This window comes from Paraburkholderia sp. RL18-085-BIA-A, from assembly GCF_046027075.1.
GTDB lineage: Bacteria > Pseudomonadota > Gammaproteobacteria > Burkholderiales > Burkholderiaceae > Paraburkholderia.
Genome location: NZ_JARESU010000048.1, coordinates 12,325 through 30,060, shown reverse-complemented (window position 1 = coordinate 30,060; position 17,736 = coordinate 12,325). Strand labels below are relative to the sequence as shown.

Here is a 17,736-nt window from a genome sequence, read left to right as displayed (position 1 = left end):
GCCGCGCGCGCCTTCAACCGGCATAACCCTCTTTCATCGATGCGCCGACCCCGTCGCCAGCGCTGCCTGCGCGCGTTGCAGCCATTCGCGGTTATGGTCCCTTGCGTGGCGCGGCCAGTGCTTGGCGTCCTGAACGATTTCCTTGTACAGGTCGTCGGCCCGCTTGCGATCCGCCGCATCGGTTTGCGCGGCCAGCCAGTCCGCGAACAGACAGCGCGGGGCCACGTCACTCGCGCAGGTCAACGACTGCTCGAACGCCGCGCGCGCGCCAGGGGCTCCTAGCGCGGCAAGCGTGCGTGCATACAGCAGCGCCGGTTCACCTTGATTGCGGGCCTGCGGGTGAGCCGCGAAGAGTTTCGTCAAGGTCGCGTCGGCGGCCGCGGGGTCGCCCATCGCAAACTGCGCGCGCCCCAGGCCGAGCAGCAACGCGGGGTCGTTCGCAAACGGGCCGTTCGCGGCAGCCTGATAGTGTTCGAGTGCTTCGCCGGCATTACCGGCCGCGAGCAACGCTTCACCGAGCCGCATACGGTGCTGAACGGTGGGTGCGCGGTCGAATTCAGCGCGCGCCTCGCGCACGGCGCGATTGGGGTCGACGAACTGAGTGATGGCCTGCGTGGCTGCGCGTGCGCCGCGCGATTGACGCAGGCTCGGCAGGTAGACGGCGAATAAATACACCACGCTACCCAGCATCGGAAAAACAAACAGGATGAACAGCCAATAGAGGCCCTGCTGAGTACGTACCGCGTGCACCGCAAAGCAGATTGCGATGATGACGTGAAGACCGATTCCGAAATATGACATGTTTGTTTACCCGTCTTGGCTTAGGGAGCGCTTGTGGACACGGCCGCGCTGCTTCTTCATAAGCAAGTTTATTACAGGCGAACAGAACTATTGAAAAAGGTCGTGGCGGATTAGTGCAAGTCATCGCATGAGGATACGCGCGCGGGAGCAGGACGCTATGGCAAAGCGCCCTGCTGTGAGTCACATGGAAACAGTGGCCGTTCCTCCACCAGTCAATGCATGCCCGAGCGGATCAGCGGTTCCTTCGCGGCGACCGGCCGCTCCCGCGCTTCCTGATCAGCAGCCTTCGATGCGTCGGTTCCTCCAGCCGATTCCCGGTTGAGCACGGCGCGCGCCCGGTTCATATCGAGCGCCCCTTCCCAACGCGCGACCACGATGGTCGCCACGCCATTGCCGATCAGATTGGTCACCGCACGGGCCTCGTTCAGAAAGCGGTCGACGCCCAACAGCAACACCAGTCCCGACACAGGGATCTTGTGCATGCTGGCGAGCGTCGCGGCCAGCGCGACGAAGCCTGCTCCGGCCACGCCCGCCGAGCCTTTCGACGTGAGCAGCAACACCCCGAGCAGCAGCAACTGGTCCCAGATCGTCAGGTGAATGTTCATCGCCTGCGCGACGAACATCGCGGCCATCGTCAGGTAGATCGCGGTTCCATCGGCATTGAAGGTGTAGCCGGTCGGCAATACCATGCCGACAACCGGGCGCGAGCAGCCGAGCTTTTCCATCTTGATGAGCATTTGCGGCAACACAGCTTCGGTCGACGCGGTGCCGAGCGTAATGAAGATTTCGTCCTTGATGTAGCGAAGGTACTTCCACAAGGACAGTCCGCACATGCGCATCACCAGTCCAAGCACCACGACCACGAAGAAAATCGAAGTCAGGTAGAGGCACAGCATCAGTTGACCGAACGATGCCAGCGTGCCGATGCCGTACCTCGCGATCGTGAATGCCATGCCGCCGAATGCGCCGATCGGCGCGACGTACATCACGATACGCACCACGCCGAACATGCCCTGCAAGAACATGTCGAGCATATCGACGAACGGCGCGGTGCGCGGTCCGAGCTTGGCGAGGGAAATAGCGAGAAGAACCGAAAAGAAAATGATGGGCAGAATCTCGCCGTTCGCAAACGCTCCGACGATGCTGGTCGGCACGATGCTCATGAAGAAATCGAGCATGCCGTGCTGCTGCGCGGCGTGGGTATAGCTGGCAATCGCCGAACTGTCGATATGCGCGGGGTCGATGTTCATGCCGCTGCCGGGCCGGATCACGTCCACGATCGCGAGACCGATCATCAGCGCGATCGTCGACGCGACCTCGAAGTAGAGCACCGCCTTGACGCCCACTCGACCCGCCTCGTGCAGGTCGTTCATCCGCGCAATGCCGACCACCACCGACGCGAAGATGATCGGCGCGAGCAGCATCCTGATCAGTTTGATGAACAGGTCGCCGAGCGGTTTGAGTTGCGAACCGATATCCGGGTAAAAGTGTCCGACAAGAATGCCGGCCACGATACCGATTAGAACCTGCACATAGAGTCTGGTGAGATATTTTCCGATCTTTGCAACCCGCATGTCTGTCTCCTATGCGTGGCGTCTTCCATTGAAGTCCGGACCAGTCGCTCGCGGCAGCGCATCACGCCGCCGCGAGTACGGCCGGATCTCGCCTGCGTTTTTCTTTATTGTTTTAACGCTGCGCCGATTCGTCGGATCGGCGCGTGGGTGCCGGCCGCTTAAGCGGACAACTTCCGCATCTCGGCAATCAGATCGGCTTTTCCTTCGAAGCCGATGCCCGGCAAGTCGGGCATGGTGATATAGCCGTTGTCCACTTTCACGCCGTCCGGAAAGCCGCCATATGGCTGGAACAGATCCGGATACGATTCGTTGCCGCCCAGACCCAGGCCGGCTGCGATGTTCAGCGACATCTGATGCCCGCCGTGAGGAATGCAGCGGCTCGGCGACCAGCCATGCTGATGCAGCATGTCGAGCGTGCGCAGATACTCGACGAGGCCGTAGCTCAACGCGCAGTCGAATTGCAGCCAGTCGCGATCCGGGCGCATCCCGCCGTAGCGGATCAGGTTACGGGCGTCCTGCATCGAGAACAGGTTCTCGCCGGTGGCCATCGGCTTGTCGTAGTAGTTGCGCAGGATCGCCTGCAGTTCGAAGTCGAGCGGGTCGCCCGGCTCCTCGTACCAGAACAGGTCGTATTGCGACAGCGCCTTTGCGTACTGGATGGCCGTGTCGAGATCGAAGCGGCCGTTCGCGTCGACGGCAAGTCTCTGTCCGTCGCCGAGCACGCTCAGTATCGAGTCGATGCGGCGCAGGTCTTCGTCGAGCGACGCGCCGCCGATCTTCTTCTTCACGACCGTATAACCGCGATCGATATAGCTGCGCATTTCGTCTTTCAGCTTGCTGTGATCCTGGCCCGGGTAGTAATAGCCACCCGCCGCATAGACGAAAACCTTGCGCTCGGGCTGGCCGTTGCCATAGCGATCGGCCAGCAACTGGAACAGCGGCTTGCCTTCGATCTTCGCGACCGCATCCCAGATCGCCATGTCCATCGTGCCGATCGCTACCGAGCGCTCGCCGTGACCGCCCGGCTTTTCGTTCATGAACATCGTCGCCCAGATCTTGTGCGGGTCGAGATTGTCCCCTTTCGAATTGACGAGCGTCGAGGGATCGGCTTCGAGGATGCGTGGAATGAAGCGCTCGCGCATCAGCTTGCCCTGACCGTAGCGCCCGTTGGAATTGAAGCCGTAACCGATGACCGGTTGCCCGTCGCGTATCACGTCCGTCACCACAGCGACGAGACTCAGCGTCATCTTGCTGAAGTCGATGTAGGCATTGCGGATCGGGGAACTGATCGGAACGGTCTTTTCGCGGATTTCAACGATTCTCATGGATGTCTCCGTGTAGTACGGCCGGTTGTCGAAGCAACGGGCTGTGGGAGTGCGTAGGTTATTCGCGAAGGCCGGCGTTATGATTCACCTAAAGTCACTTCTTTATTAACTCAAGGTGAAAAACGATCTGTCGTCCCAGCTGGAATTTTTTGTCCTGCTTGCGCGGCACGGCAACCTGTCCGCCGTCGCGCGCGACATGGACATCACCCCGCCGGCCGCCACCAAAAGGCTCGCGCAACTGGAGGCGCGTCTGGACGTGCGGCTCGTCAACAGAACGACGCGCAGCATCAGTCTGACGGCCGAAGGCGAGACCTATCTGGGGTACGCGACGCGCATCCTGAACGATGTGCGGGAGATGGAGGAAGTCGTTTCATCCAGCCGGTCGGTGCCTAGAGGGTTGCTGCGGATCAATGCGACGCTGGGGTTCGGGCGCAACACGATCGCACCGCTCGTCTCCGAGTTCGCGAAGCGCTACCCGCACGTCGAAGTGCAACTGGACGTTACGGACAGGCCAATTGATCTGGTCGAAAGCGGTGTAGACCTGGCGATCCGTTTCGGCGAGTTGCCGGACAAACGGCTCAACGCGCGCCGGGTGATGTCGAACCGCCGCTTCCTGTGCGCGTCGCCACGCTATCTGGAACTGCACGGCACGCCTCGAACGCTTGCCGATCTGGCGGATCATCAGTGCATCGTTCATCGTCAGAACGACGACGCGTACGGCATCTGGCGTCTCGTCCAGAACGGCGACGCACACGCGGTGAAGGTGCACGGCATGCTGTCGAGCAACGACGGCGACATCGTGCTCGGCTGGGCGCTCGACGGTCACGGCATTCTCGTGCGATCGGAATGGGATCTCGCGAAGTATCTGGAAAGCGGGCGCTTGCGGATCGTTCTTCCGGAATTCGCGCAGCCATCAGCCGACCTGTTTGTCTACTACCCGAACAAACGCAATCAATCGGCGCGCGCGCGGGCATTCATCGACTTCCTCGTGGATCGCTTCAAGCGCAACGCGAATACGCTGCCGTCGGGTTCCGCGTAATGCGACTGCGTCGGTCCATGCGCGCCGCGCGAGCCGGCGTTGCGCGCGCACTGCGCATTTGCGGGTTATTTCCGGTTTGCCAGTCGAAACTTCACCGTCTAAACTGGTTTGGTTGATGCGGTGCAACACATGCGGTTGCGACTCCGTGTCACGCATGTGACAACCCGCGTAGCCGTGCAATCCGTTTTATCGCTGATCCTGGTGAAAACCGCGCCTTTGACAGGGCGCGCCAGGTCTCGCCCAGTTCCACACCAGCTGCGTAAAACCGCGAACGTGGATGCCTCAGGGCCGGCCGACTATCTGAGGGAGTTCGAAGCGAACATGACCCAGTCACAACCGCTACCCGCCTCGCCTGACTTTAGCGCCCCCGCCGTTCCCTACGGCTTGCCGTTCGTGCAGGCCGCCGTCGACTACTCCATCGACGCCTGGCAACGCGGCGTACTGTTCGCCGACGTGCTGCGCGAACGCGGCAACCAGTATCAGGCACACCTGCTCGAACGCACGCCGAACGTACTCGACTTCGGCGCCGAGCTGATCGTCGACGGAAGAACGTTGCCGCGGCCGGTCAACTATGGTCTCGTGCGCATCGTCGCCCCCGACGACCTCAAGCCCGACCGCGACGCCGTCAGCGCGCACGATCCCGGCCGCCTGCGCCCATTCGTCGTGTTCGATCCGCGCGCAGGGCACGGACCCGGCATCGGCGGATTCAAGCGCGATAGCGAGATCGGCGCCGCATTGCGCGCCGGACACACGTGCTATTTCGTCGGCTTCCTGCCCGACCCGGTGCCGGGCCAGACGGTCGAAGACGTGATGCGCGCCGAAGCGACGTTCCTTGAAAAAGTCATCGAATTACATCCGGACAGCCCCGGCAAGCCCGCCGTGATCGGCAATTGCCAGGCCGGCTGGCAAGTGCTGATGACGGCCGCGATGCGTCCCGACCTGTTCGGGCCGATCATCGTCGCCGGCGCGCCGGTGTCGTATTGGGCCGGCTGGCGCGGCAAGAATCCGATGCGCTATTCCGGCGGACTGCTGGGTGGTTCGTGGCTGACCGCGCTCACCGGCGACCTCGGCGCCGGCCGCTTCGACGGTGCATGGCTGGTGCAGAACTTCGAGAACATGAACCCGGCCAACACGCTGTGGGACAAGCAGTACAACCTCTACGCGAACATCGACACCGAGGCGCAGCGCTATCTGGGCTTCGAGAAGTACTGGGGCGGCCACGTGTTTCTGAACGCGGCCGAAATGCAGTACATCGTCGATAACCTGTTCGTCGGCAACCGGCTCGTTCAAGGCGAAATTGTGACATCGGACGGGATTCGCCTCGATCTGCGCAACATCCGTTCGCCGATCGTCGTGTTCTGCTCGTACGGCGACAACATCACGCCGCCGCCACAAGCGCTCGGCTGGATCACCGACCTGTATCGCGACGACGCCGATCTGCGCGCCCACGATCAGACGATCGTATATGCGACGCACGACAGCATCGGACACCTCGGCATTTTTGTGTCCAGCAGCACGGGACGTAAGGAGCATCGCGAGTTCGTCAGCAATGTCGATCTGATCGATCTGCTCCCGTCGGGTCTGTATGAAGCGCAGATGGGCAACAAGACCACCGCCACCCCTCACGCGGAACTGGTCGGAGGCGAGCACGTGCTGGCCATCACGCGGCGCAGCGTCGACGATGTGCGCGCGATCGTGCAGCCGGACCCGGCAAGCGACCGTCGCTTCGCGACGGCGGCTTACGTGTCCAACGTCAATCTCGGCCTGTACCGCAGCTTCATGCAACCGTGGATGCACGCTTGCGCGACGCCGTGGGCCGCCGATCTGACAAGCCGGGCCCACCCGCTGCGCGTGCCCTATGAGTGGTGGTCCGACCGCAATCCGCTCGCGTCGGGCGTCGCCCACCTGGCGGGGAACGTGAAGCAGGAGCGCAAGAGCGTCGCCGCCGACAATCCGTTCTGGCAGATGCAGACGGTCATGTCGAACGCGATCGAAACGTCGCTCAATTACTACCGCGATATGCGCGATGCCGCGGTCGAGCAGATGTTCGAGACCATTTACGGCGCGCCGTGGCTGCAGGCGATGGCTGGCCTTCCCGCCCCGCTTGGCAATGAAGAGACCGCAGCAGTGACGCAGCCGGGTGCGGCAGAAGAACGCGACGCGTCGGTCGCGGCCGAGCACGAACGCCTGCGCGCGGCGATGACGGCGGGCGGCCTGGCCGAGGCGAGCATGCGCGCGTTGCTGTTCGTGCGCCGCACACACGGCGAAGCCGACGAGCGGCGCTTCAATCTCGCGCGAGCGATGCTCGGCACGCTATCCGATCGCGGAATTCTGGCTTTCAAGGAGGTGGTCCGCGAGCAGGCCAAGCTGCTGCGCTTCGACAGCAACGCCGCCATCGACGCGCTGCCCGCCTTGCTGAAAGGCGTGCCGCCGGCCGATGTACGCTCCGCCGCACGCCACCTGGAGAAGCTCTGCGCGACGCTCCCCCTCGATGAGCACGAACGCGCCGATCTCGATCGCGTGCTGGCGATTTTCAAATCCGCGGAGAAAGCGAAAACGACGCAGCGTGACGAGGTTCATCAGAAGGTCGAATAACGCGCGTCACTGCACGTCTGCCCATCCACCCACGTTGTGAGCCGTCGAGGGTCTAGCATATGGAACATCACCGCGAGAAGTACGAGCGACTCGTTACATTTGCGGCCACGCTGCCGCCCACGCCGACCGCCGTCGCGCATCCGGTCGATCACGATTCGCTGTCGGCGGTCATCGAGGCGGCCCGGCTCGGGCTGATTGCGCCAATCCTCGTCGGGCCGCGCGCGAAGATCATGGCGGCGGCGCGGGAAGGCAACCTCGACCTTGGCGACCTGCCCATCGTCGACGTGCCGCACAGCCATGCGGCCGCGGCTGCCGCCGTGCAACTGGTGCACGAAGGCCGGGCGCAGGCGTTGATGAAGGGCTCGCTGCACACCGACGAACTGATGGCCGAAGTGGTCTCACGCTCCACGGGTCTGCGCACCGAGCGCCGTGTCAGCCATTGCTTCGTGATGGATGTGCCGGGCCACGAGGAGGCGCTCATCATCACCGATGCGGCCGTCAACATCTCGCCGACGCTCGACGAGAAGCGCGACATCGTGCAGAACGCGATCGACCTGGCGCACGCGCTGCGCTTTCCGGTGGCCCGCGTCGCGATTCTGTCGGCGATGGAAACGATCAACTCCAAAGTACCGTCGACCCTGGACGCGGCCGCGCTGTGCAAGATGGCGGACCGGCACCAGATCACCGGGGGCATTCTCGACGGGCCGCTCGCACTCGACAACGCCATTAGCCTCGAGGCCGCGAAGATCAAAGGCATTGCGTCGCTGGTCGCGGGGCAAGCGAATATCCTTGTGGTTCCGGACCTCGAAGCGGGCAACGTGCTGGCGAAGAGCCTGTCGTTTCTCGCGGGCGCGGATGCCGCGGGCATCGTGCTCGGCGCGAAGGTACCGATCATTCTGACGAGCCGCGCCGACTCGGTGATTACGCGGCTCGCGTCCTGCGCGGTGGCTTCGCTGGTCGCGCTTGCGCGGCGCGAGAAGCTTGCCGCGGTCATCGCGTGAGGGTTGTCGGCATGGACGTCATTCTCGTCATCAATTCCGGCTCGTCGAGTATCAAATTTCATGCGTTCTCGGTGAGCGGCGGCACGCTCGAGCCGATCGCGGGCGGCAAGCTCGAAGAGCTGTACACCACGCCGCGCATGCAGGTGAAGCGGCAAAACGGCGAAGTGATCGAAGACCGGCGCTGGCCTGCGGGCGAACAGCTCGCCCACGACGATGCGATCGCGTTTCTGCTCGACTGGCTGCGCGCGCATGCGGGCGGCGCGACCGTGGTGGCCGTCGGGCATCGTGTCGTGCATGGCGGCGAGCGTTATTTCGAGCCGGTGCGCGTCGATGCAGAAGTGTTGGCCGCGCTCGAGGCGCTCGTTCCGCTGGCGCCGCTGCATCAGCCGCACAACCTTGCGGCAATTCGTTCGATCACGGCGCGCAATGCTCAGGTCCCGCAAATCGCGTGCTTCGACACCGCGTTCCACCACACGCAACCGGCAATCGCGACACGCTATGCGCTGCCGCCCGACATCACGAGCCACGGCGTGCGGCGTTACGGGTTTCACGGCCTGTCGTATGAGTACATCGCAAGCGTGCTGCCGCAATACAGCGAGCGGGCCGCGCGCGGTAAAACCGTGGTGCTGCATCTTGGCAACGGCGCGAGCATGACCGCAATGGACGGCAGCCGGAGCATGGCGAGCACGATGGGATTCACGGCCGTCGAAGGGCTCGTGATGGGCACGCGCTCTGGCTGTCTCGATCCGGGCGTGGTGTTGTGGATGATCGAGGAAGCGCATATGGATGCTCACGCGATCGGCTCGCTGCTGTACAAGCGCTCCGGGCTGCTCGGCGTGTCCGGCATTTCGAGCGACATGCGCATGCTGCTCGCCAGCGACGCACCTGCCGCCGCCGAAGCAGTCGACCTGTTCTGCTACCGGATCTCGCGCGAACTCGGATCGCTGGCGGCCGCGCTCGGCGGGCTCGATGCGATTGTGTTCACCGCGGGCATCGGCGAATATGCGCCGCCCGTACGCGAGCGCGTGTGCCGCCTGGCAGCGTGGCTCGGCGTGTCGCTGGACGCGAGCGCGAACGCTCGACATGGACCGCGCATCAACGATACGCAAAGCGCGGTCGATGTGTGGGTCATCCCGACAAACGAAGAACTGATGATTGCCCGGCATACGCTCGAACGACTGGAGGGATGAGCATGGACAAGCTTTCCGCGCAGCCGTTCGCGCAACGCAAGGTACTGATCGTTGGTATTGCCAATGAATATTCGATCGCCTACGGATGCGCGCGCGCATTCCGTGAGCTGGGCGCGGACCTCGCGCTGACCTATCTGAACGACAAGGCAAAGGCCTACGTCGAACCGCTCGCCGAAGAACTCGGCGCGTCGATGCTGCTACCGCTCGACGTCTCGAAGCCAGGCCAACTCGAAAGCGTATTCGATACGATTCGCGAGCGCTGGGGACGGCTCGACGTCGCCGTCCATTCGATTGCATTCGCTCCAAAGAACGATCTGCAAGGCGGCCTTCTCAACAGTTCCGCCGAAGGCTTCGCCCAGGCGATGGACATCTCGTGTCACTCGTTCATCCGGATGGCGCGACTCGCGGCGCCGCTGATGAACGAAGGCGGCTCGCTGTTCGCGATGAGTTATCTGGGCGCGGCGCGGGTCGTGCCCAATTACGACTTGATGGGGCCGGTCAAGGCGGCGCTCGAAGCCTCGTGCCGATATCTTGCGCATGAGCTTGGGCCCAGGCGCATTCGCGTGCATCCGATCTCACCGGGGCCGTTGAAGACGCGCGCGGCGTCGGGGCTGAAGGACTTTGATCTGCTGCTCAATGAAGCAGCCGCGCGCGCGCCGATTGGAGAACTGGTGGATATCATGGACGTGGGGTATACGTGCGCGTTTCTTGCGACACCCTACGCTCGGAGGATGACCGGGAATACGGTTTTTGTTGATGGCGGGGTTAGTATCATTGGGTGAATGGAACAATGATGCAGATGGAACTGGCACAGTTAGCCGCCTGCCGAAGCCCGGTTCAAAACAGGGGGTAAGGAAGGCCGCCACACATTGTGGCGATTTCCGATGACGGATATTTGCCTCGACGACGCGTGATCCACGGAGGAACGCGGGCCGCTGCACTGGTGCTCCCGACTTGCGCGCGAACCGGACGGATCATTGCAATTGCTTCACTGATGGCACTGTCGGTCGTGCTATCAGCGCGACGGCGAACGGCTGCTATCGACTTCGACGAATGGGCACTTTTGACCCTCGACGAACGATGGCCCGAGCGCCACCTGGTCGGTAGCTGCCCGGGTACAAATGTCATTCACTCTTTCGAGCCATTCCGCAGATTACCGCCCAGGTGGCCCTTCGCGACAGCAACGCGACTTCGGCGAATCTGCGTTGACAGACTGCACGCGCGCACCTTCCTTGCGTGATGCGCCGCGTGCAGCGTTATGCCTCATTGGCCCGCGTTCTCGAACGGCAGATGCCAGACGGTCACGGTGTTCGTGTTGTCGTCGACTGCCGCAAAGCGCACGAACTCATGCTGCGGCTGCCCAAACGCGATTCCAAACGGACCAGCGGGTGCCGGGTCGATGGAAAACTGCGCGACGAAGCGGCCTTGCGGCGTAAATTCGACGATTTCGCTCGGCCGCTTCGGATCGGCGTTGACCGCGTCGCCGTTCGCGACGAACAGATGGCCGTTCGGTCCGAGGGTCATGCCGAGCGGGCCGTGCAGATGCTTATTGTCCGCGTAGATCAGCACGCCCTTGCTGCCGTCGTGCTGCGAGTTGCCCGCGCCGGAAACCGCGAAGATCGCGTTGTCGGCGGTCGAGGCGACATACAGTACATCGCGTTGCGGATCGTAGGCGAGTCCCGTGGGTCCGAGGACCAGTGCTGCTGGATCACCGCGAAATGCGTAGCCGGAGGCGATCTTCGTGGCGCGGTTCAGATGGACGCCGCCGTCGTCGACGCTGACGTCGAGCCTCGTGACGGTGCCATCCAACACGTTGGACACAAATACCTTTGCATGGTCGCCCTCATCGAAGATCGTCAGATCCCAGGGACCGTTGATCTTTGCAGTCGCGGGCGTCCATTCCGCAATTTGACTGCCACTTCGATTGATCACCAGCAGCGAGCCGGGCTGGACCGTTGCGGACGTGCCGTCCTTGGTCGGTACATTGCCGACCAGTACGAAACCGGCCCTGAGCACACCAAGCGCGGTGCTCAGACCGAGACGCGCCGGCCCCTGGAAGAACGTGACCGGGTTGTCGTGCGGCACGATCTTGACGATAGTCGTGCCTTTGCCCTGAAGGTTGCCGGCGCTCTGCGCGTTGTTGAAATTGGACACGAGCAGGTCACCTGCTGCGATCGTGCCGTAGCGGGGGAAACCGTCGGGCACGAATACGATGCCGTACGGATTGAGGTCACCGTTGGTGGGCACCGTCGATGAGGTGACGAACGAAGGCGGCAGCAGCGCCGTGAGTTCGTCGGCAACGGCGATGCCCGCTGAGGAAAGCGCGAGACTGGCGCCGTAAAGCGTGGTCAGCAACAGGCGTTTGAGCGCGCGGCCTTTTCCACGGGCCACGCGCTGGCACGGTTGCCAGCCGAACTTCGGAGTAAGACTTTGCATGAGGGGATTCATGACTTCGCTCTCCACGAAAGCCGCGGGGCGGGCGCGTCTGTTGTCGCTGCACGCATCGCGTGCCGGCCGCCGCAAGCAATTTTCGCCCGTGTCCGGGCAACGGACACTAGCACAGCAGTCCTGCGACTCGAACGCGGGTCGCACAGCGTCGGCAGCAGTGGGGCGAATGACGTAAACCAGGCAAAGGCAGACCCGCTGCCACCCAGTGCGCGGCGAACGAGGCATGCGTTATGAACAACGAGAACTGGATCGTCCGATGGCGAACGCGAATGCGGGCGAAGCGTGTGCAGTAAACGTGCGGCAGGGGCAAATATTCCAGCGTGCTCCCTGACTGAACCAGAGTCTTCTGATACCCAAAGGCCCAGATGGGCGAACGACATTCGTTTGCCCCGGACGACGAGGCACCGAAAACGACAGGATCAGCAGCCGTTCGCATCGTGGTGACTGTCAGCAGTTTGTATGACTGCAACTCGTAGGATGCGAGCTAAAGAGGAAACGGACTCGACGCCCTACGCCGGCGACGCAACCGCCTGCCGAATATTTCCGGGCGGTTGCGTCGCGCAAGTCAGGGAGCTTAAGTTGCCGCAGCCGAGAACTTTCCGGGCTTAAAAGCGGTCCCGCTCAAAGCCCGGCAGTACACGCGTTCCCTCGAATGCGACCGAATGCAGCAGTTCAGGCCTGAGGCCAAGCATGTGCAGGATAGTCGGTGCAACCTGTGTAGTCAGCACCGGATCGTCGATGGTTTGTCCCGCTCGACGAGCGCCCGGAACGGAGACCACCAGACCGAGATGGCTGTCGTCTGGGGCGTTACCGCCGTGCTCTTCGTCTTTGGCCGTGCTCGACGTATAGATGACGCCCGGATTCGGCTGCACGATGATATCGGGCGTGCGGCCCTGCGCCGGATCGCCGAAGCGCTCAGCAAGTTGCGAGCCGTACAGGATGTATGCCTGCGGACCATCTGCGCAAATGCCCGGCGCATTGCAACCCAGATTGGCTTTGAGCGTCTTGACGACTGCCGGCAACTGACTTTGATCGTGCAACCAGATCAGCCCGACGTCGTCCGACTGAACCATGCCGGTGTCGACGAGACCCGTGCCGTCGTTCAGATTGCCGCTCTTCGTCGCGTTCTGCCCGAAGTTGCCATTAGGGTCCAGATAGCTATTGGCTTCCAGCAGTTTCGAGAGCGTGTCGCCGTTCTTCACGAGCTTCGAGTGATCCGTAGGCGACTGACCATGTTTGGCCGTGACGATGATCGCGGTGGACGAATAGAGCCCACGCTGCTTGAGTTCAGACACGATACGGCCCAAAGCATCGTCCAGATAGGTTATCGCACCGGCAACCTGCGGGCCCGGCGTAAAACTCGCATCCAGATAGCCGCCGCCCGTCGCGAACGTAGCCTTCTGGGCAACGCTCAGCGTTTGGAAGTTGGTGCCGAACAGCGTGGGTACATCGGCGCGGGACTGACCGGTCGAGTCCTTGCCGTCGATCTCGGCGATCAGCGACTGCACATGGAGGTTATCGAATATTTCCGTATGCGTGTAGACGTCGGTGTAATTGGTGTTGGTCGCAGGATCGATCGAATTGATTTCCGTGCGCGAAAGGTCGTCGACGCCTCTGCCCGATGGCCCGTTAAGCCAATCGTAGCCCCATGCGTGCTTATCGGCCCATGCGGTCCGTGCGTCCCGCCTGTTCTGTTTGACGACTTCGAAGACCGTGTTGGTCTTTATATAGTTGTGAGGATAGACAGGCTGGCAGACGCCGTTGACCAATGCGTGAGGAATTGCCTGCGGGTTGAAAGCGCCGCCGCCGTCGAGATGCGTCAGCGCGCCGCCGTTCTCGCCATCGACGCCGGTCGTCTCGTCGAATACGACGTTCCAACCTTGTTTCCCCGTACAACTGGTATCGGAAGGCGCGTAGAGCGTTCGATCATAGGACACGTCATAGAACAGACCGGCTGATTTCGGCGAACCACCCGTCACCAATGCGGCCAGGCCGGGGAACGAATCGGACAGTCCGGGCGTATATGCATTCGTGTAATTCATACCCGACTTCGCCAGCAACGCGAGATTAGGACACGAATTCGAACCGATACAGCGGGCGACGTCCTGTTCATGCAAGCCGTCGAAGCTGAGCAGCAGCACATGCTTCACCGACTCACGCTCATGCTCATGCTCACGCTCATGAGCGCCGGAATCGCCAGCCACCGCGCTTGCCGCATACAGCGCAGCGAGCATCGCAACGCTTGCGCCAATCGTTCGTTGTACGCACATCCATCTCCTGATCGTCTTCATGTCTTGTCCTTTTTAAAGTAATTACGAAATATTTCGTAATCGAAGATGAATGTGCAATGGAACTAAGTCCTCCCGATGAATTAGAACTTTCGATTCGCTAACGTAACAAACGCTTACCTTATGCCCCAAAAAATTCACGAAACATCGCGGAGTGCTTAAGGTTTTCTTAAGCATTGGAGGTTCTATTTCACTGCTATTTCGTTCTTCAAAAGCAGCTATCCACTTGCTACAACGCCAACCACGAAAATCGAACTTGGTGCGCAGGGTGATAAATAAGTCATTCAGTATGTGCACCATTCTTTGCAGTACAAATTGTGCTGACGATTCCTTACCTGAATGGCTCCCCCAACGCACAATCGGCCACGCTGTTTCCGGAAACGCCTAAACTGATCTGATCCGCTTCATCGAGACTACTTAGAACGCTGCGGAGTTGACGTCGCGCCATCTCGTCGAACGGAGAATGCAGCACGACTGTGGACAGTCAGCCGGTCACACGTATTCACGCAACGCTGCCAGGACGTACCGTCCGCATGGGAGACATCATGGTCATCGGTTCGATTGCAGAGAGCGCCGGTACCGGTATCGTCACCGTTGCAAGCGCGCACTCCGGCGCCGCGACGGTCGACCAGCTCCAGACGCTGATCCGGGACCGGGGGCTGATGCTTTTCACTTGCATCGATTTCAGCGGCGACGCCGAGCGAGCCGGGCTCGAGCTGCGGTTCAGCCAACTCGTGATCTTCGGCAATCCCAGGGCAGGTACGCCATTGATGCAATGCACGCCAACCGCTGCGCTGGACCTTCCGCTCAAGGTGCTCGTCTGGGAGGATGCGAACGGCGATACGTGGCTGTCATTCAACTCGATCGAGTATCTCCGCCAGCGTCATGGTCTTCCGGGTGATTTGATGACGCCGGTCAGTGGCGTGGCCGCCCTGGTGGACGCCGCTGCGCGCTAAGTCCCTGAAACGCGGGTCCGTCACGATTCGACGCGCTCGAGTCACGGTACAAGGGGCAAGAGACCATCATGTCCATGCACGCTTTGATACTTAACCGCTATAACGGTCCGCTGGAATACTCGACGCTGCCATGCCCTGAACCTGCTGCCGGGCAGGTGCTGGTGCGCATCGCAGCAAGCGGACTCAATCCTCTCGACACCAAGATTCGCGCGGGCGCCGCCGCGCACGCGAAGCATCCGCTGCCGCTAGTACTCGGTATCGACCTCGCCGGCACCGTGACGGCACTCGGCGCCGGAGTCACCGGGTTCTCCGTCGGCGACAAGGTCTACGGCATGGCCGGTGGCGTCGGCGGCATTCAGGGATCACTGGCGGAGTACGCTGCGGTCGATGCCGATCTGCTCGGCCACGTGCCGCGCAATCTGTCGATGCGCGAAGCTGCTGCGTTGCCGCTCGCGTTCACCACGTCGTATGCGGGCATCGTCGATCGCGCACATCTGCAAGCCGGTGCCAGAGTGCTGGTACAGGGCGGCTCGGGCGGAGTCGGCCACATCGCCGTGCAACTGGCGCATGCACTTGGCGCCGAGGTCTATGCCACCGCGAGTGCCCATCATGGTGAGCTGGTGCGGCAGCTCGGCGCAACACCGATCGACTACCGCGCGCAAACGGTTGAGCAGTATGTGGCGGCGTATACCGATGGTGAAGGTTTCGACCTGGTCGTCGATACCGTGGGCGGAGCCACGCTTGATGCGTCGTTCGCCGCCGTCAAGCACTTTGGGCGCGTGGTCAGTGCGCTCGGCTGGGGGACGCACGCACTCGCGCCGCTGTCATTTCGCGAAGCTGCCTATTCCGGCATCTTCACGCTATATCCGTTGCTGACAGGTCAATGCCGCGCGCATCATGGCGAGATGATGCGCGCGGCGACGCGCCTTGTAGAAAGCGGCAATCTCGCGCCGGTGGTCGATCCGAGACGGTTCGACTTACGTACGGCGGAACAGGCCTATGAACTCGTCGCGAGCGGCACGGCACGTACCAAAGTCGTCGTCGAGGTGGAGCAGGCGGTGCACCGGACATCGGCTTCGTGACGAGCACTCGGGACGGCATCGCAGCGGCCAGGCCATCGCCCAGAGAAGATTTTCGCGGCATGGGCAAGCGCATCCACCAGGTCAAAGCCGTCAAACATTCTGGCAAGTGAAATCACCTCTGTTTGCTGAGCCTGTGCGATCTGGTCGAGATGATGTCCGAAAGTGGCCTTTCTCTGGCGCACACGACAATCATGCGCTGGGTCAAACGGTTCACGCCGGAGTTCGTTAAGCGCTGCTCAGTGTTTAAGGCGGCTACCTGACCGACCGATAGGTTTTCGAGCGTTCAGCATGAGTCAGCACGAGTTGCCAGAGCTGCCCTTGCCGCGACCGAAAAAATCCCGCGCAGCAAAGTAGATAATATTTCCACATCAGGTAAAAGCGCTGGTTATAGCGTGACTCGAGACGCGGCCACGCCTGGTCAAAGCGATCCCACCATGCCATCAGGGTACGGTCATAGTCCTGGCCAAAGTTATGCCAGTCTTCGATGATGAAACGGCCTTCGACCGCGGCGGAAATTTGTCTGGCAGAGGGAAGCTTCCCATTTGGGAAAATGTACTTGTCGAGCCAGGGGTCCGTTCCCTGGCTGGTCGTGGCTAGTCCGATCGAGTGCAGGAGGAACAAACCGCCCGGGGCTAGCAGGCGCTTGACGGTATCAAAGTAGACCTCATAGTTCTTCGGTCCTACATGCTCGAACATGCCAACGGAGACGATCTTGTCAAAGCGCCCTCGCAGTTCGCGATAATCTTGAAGGATCAACGTGACCGGTAGTCCTTTGCAACGCTCTTTGGCCAGCGTCAGTTGCTGTTTCGAAACGGTGACCCCGGTCACTTGTGCGCCATATCGTTCAGCGGCAAACTTGGCAAGTCCGCCCCAGCCGCAGCCTATATCGAGCAGCGTTTCTCCGGGGCGGAGCTTCAGTTTGCGACAAATCATGTCAAGTTTGTCAAACTGTGCTTGCTCGAGATCTTTCGCGTGTTCCCAATAGCCACATGAATAGATCATGCGACTGTCCAGCATTGCCTCGAATACATCATTCCCTGCGTCGTAATGGCGCTCGCCCACCTGGAAAGCGCGATCTTTCGATTGCAGATTGAAAAAGCGATGACGGAGATGCTCGAAGAGGAGTCGAACCTTTGAGATACCGACTGCCGCCGATTCGATATCGGTACGGAGCAACCTTGTGAAAAGTTCGTCGAGTTGCTCGCAGTCCCACTGGCCATCCATGTAAGACTCGCCGAAGCCGATGGACCAACTTGAAAATACCCGCTTGTAGACTGCCTGATCGACAACCTGAATGTCCCAGCCACGGTCACCGTTGATCACTACGTCTGCCTTCCCGAGCAGCGACGTCAGAATTTCGGGTGTGTCGCCAGCCTGGTCCGAAAAGTCGTATTGAGATTGCCGAAGCGACTGCTGTTCACTATTCATACCGATTCC

Annotated in this window: 13 protein-coding genes and 1 pseudogene; 8 read left to right on the top strand and 6 right to left on the bottom strand. The window is 61.5% G+C overall.

All coding sequences use genetic code 11. The features are described 5' to 3' along the window. Nucleotides 1-33: 33 nt before the first annotated feature. The 3 genes from P0D89_RS27430 to P0D89_RS27420 all read right to left on the bottom strand — a co-directional run bounded on the left by P0D89_RS27430 (nt 34) and on the right by P0D89_RS27420 (nt 3,700). Nucleotides 34-801, bottom strand: coding sequence for a tetratricopeptide repeat protein (locus tag P0D89_RS27430; protein WP_408362660.1), 768 nt, complete (start codon nt 799-801; stop codon nt 34-36). 212 nt (nt 802-1,013) lie between these two features. Further along, on the bottom strand, nt 1,014-2,375 hold the full coding sequence (gene dctA, locus P0D89_RS27425; RefSeq protein ID WP_408362659.1) for a C4-dicarboxylate transporter DctA: 1,362 nt from the start codon (nt 2,373-2,375) through the stop codon (nt 1,014-1,016). Between the two features lie 158 nt (nt 2,376-2,533). Continuing rightward, a complete protein-coding gene (locus P0D89_RS27420) occupies nt 2,534-3,700 on the bottom strand; it encodes a mandelate racemase/muconate lactonizing enzyme family protein (RefSeq protein ID WP_408362658.1) in 1,167 nt (388 codons plus the stop codon). A 115-nt stretch (nt 3,701-3,815) separates the two neighbouring features. On the opposite strand from P0D89_RS27420, the gene P0D89_RS27415 reads away from it, so the two are divergent. The 5 genes from P0D89_RS27415 (at nt 3,816) to fabI (ending at nt 10,307) form a co-directional block, all read left to right on the top strand. After that, nucleotides 3,816-4,739, top strand: coding sequence for a LysR family transcriptional regulator (locus P0D89_RS27415; protein WP_408362657.1), 924 nt, complete (start codon nt 3,816-3,818; stop codon nt 4,737-4,739). A gap of 321 nt (nt 4,740-5,060) precedes the next feature. Beyond that, nucleotides 5,061-7,334, top strand: a complete 2,274-nt coding sequence (locus P0D89_RS27410; RefSeq protein WP_408377496.1) for a DUF3141 domain-containing protein — start codon at nt 5,061-5,063, stop codon at nt 7,332-7,334. Nucleotides 7,335-7,393: 59 nt separating this feature from the next. Next, complete coding sequence (locus P0D89_RS27405; RefSeq protein WP_408362656.1) at nt 7,394-8,335, top strand: phosphate acetyltransferase; 942 nt, start codon at nt 7,394-7,396, stop codon at nt 8,333-8,335. An 11-nt stretch (nt 8,336-8,346) separates the two neighbouring features. Continuing rightward, a complete protein-coding gene (locus P0D89_RS27400) occupies nt 8,347-9,525 on the top strand; it encodes an acetate/propionate family kinase (protein WP_408362655.1) in 1,179 nt (392 codons plus the stop codon). 2 nt (nt 9,526-9,527) lie between these two features. Beyond that, nucleotides 9,528-10,307, top strand: a complete 780-nt coding sequence (fabI, locus tag P0D89_RS27395; protein WP_408362654.1) for an enoyl-ACP reductase FabI — start codon at nt 9,528-9,530, stop codon at nt 10,305-10,307. A 481-nt stretch (nt 10,308-10,788) separates the two neighbouring features. Here the strand turns inward: fabI and P0D89_RS27390 are convergent, their stop codons facing one another. Together P0D89_RS27390 and P0D89_RS27385 are read right to left on the bottom strand one after the other, a co-directional pair. Then, nucleotides 10,789-11,961 (bottom strand): NHL repeat-containing protein, encoded by a 1,173-nt coding sequence (locus P0D89_RS27390; RefSeq protein ID WP_408377495.1) that lies wholly within the window; start codon nt 11,959-11,961, stop codon nt 10,789-10,791. A gap of 617 nt (nt 11,962-12,578) precedes the next feature. Next, nucleotides 12,579-14,264: an alkaline phosphatase family protein gene (locus P0D89_RS27385; protein ID WP_408362652.1), complete on the bottom strand. Its 1,686-nt coding sequence runs from the start codon at nt 14,262-14,264 to the stop codon at nt 12,579-12,581. 530 nt (nt 14,265-14,794) lie between these two features. Here P0D89_RS27385 and P0D89_RS27380 point away from each other — a divergent pair. From P0D89_RS27380 to P0D89_RS27370, 3 genes and pseudogenes are all read left to right on the top strand, one after another. Continuing rightward, a complete protein-coding gene (locus P0D89_RS27380) occupies nt 14,795-15,217 on the top strand; it encodes a DUF302 domain-containing protein (protein WP_408377493.1) in 423 nt (140 codons plus the stop codon). Between the two features lie 68 nt (nt 15,218-15,285). Next, entirely contained in the window at nt 15,286-16,299 is a 1,014-nt protein-coding gene (locus tag P0D89_RS27375; protein ID WP_408377491.1) for a zinc-dependent alcohol dehydrogenase family protein, read from the top strand. A 125-nt stretch (nt 16,300-16,424) separates the two neighbouring features. Next, a pseudogene (locus P0D89_RS27370) lies at nt 16,425-16,532 on the top strand (IS6 family transposase); the annotation flags it as partial. A 19-nt stretch (nt 16,533-16,551) separates the two neighbouring features. On the opposite strand, the gene cfa reads toward P0D89_RS27370, so the two are convergent. Continuing rightward, nucleotides 16,552-17,727, bottom strand: a complete 1,176-nt coding sequence (gene cfa / locus P0D89_RS27365; protein ID WP_408362649.1) for a cyclopropane fatty acyl phospholipid synthase — start codon at nt 17,725-17,727, stop codon at nt 16,552-16,554. Between the last annotated feature and the right edge of the window lie 9 nt (nt 17,728-17,736).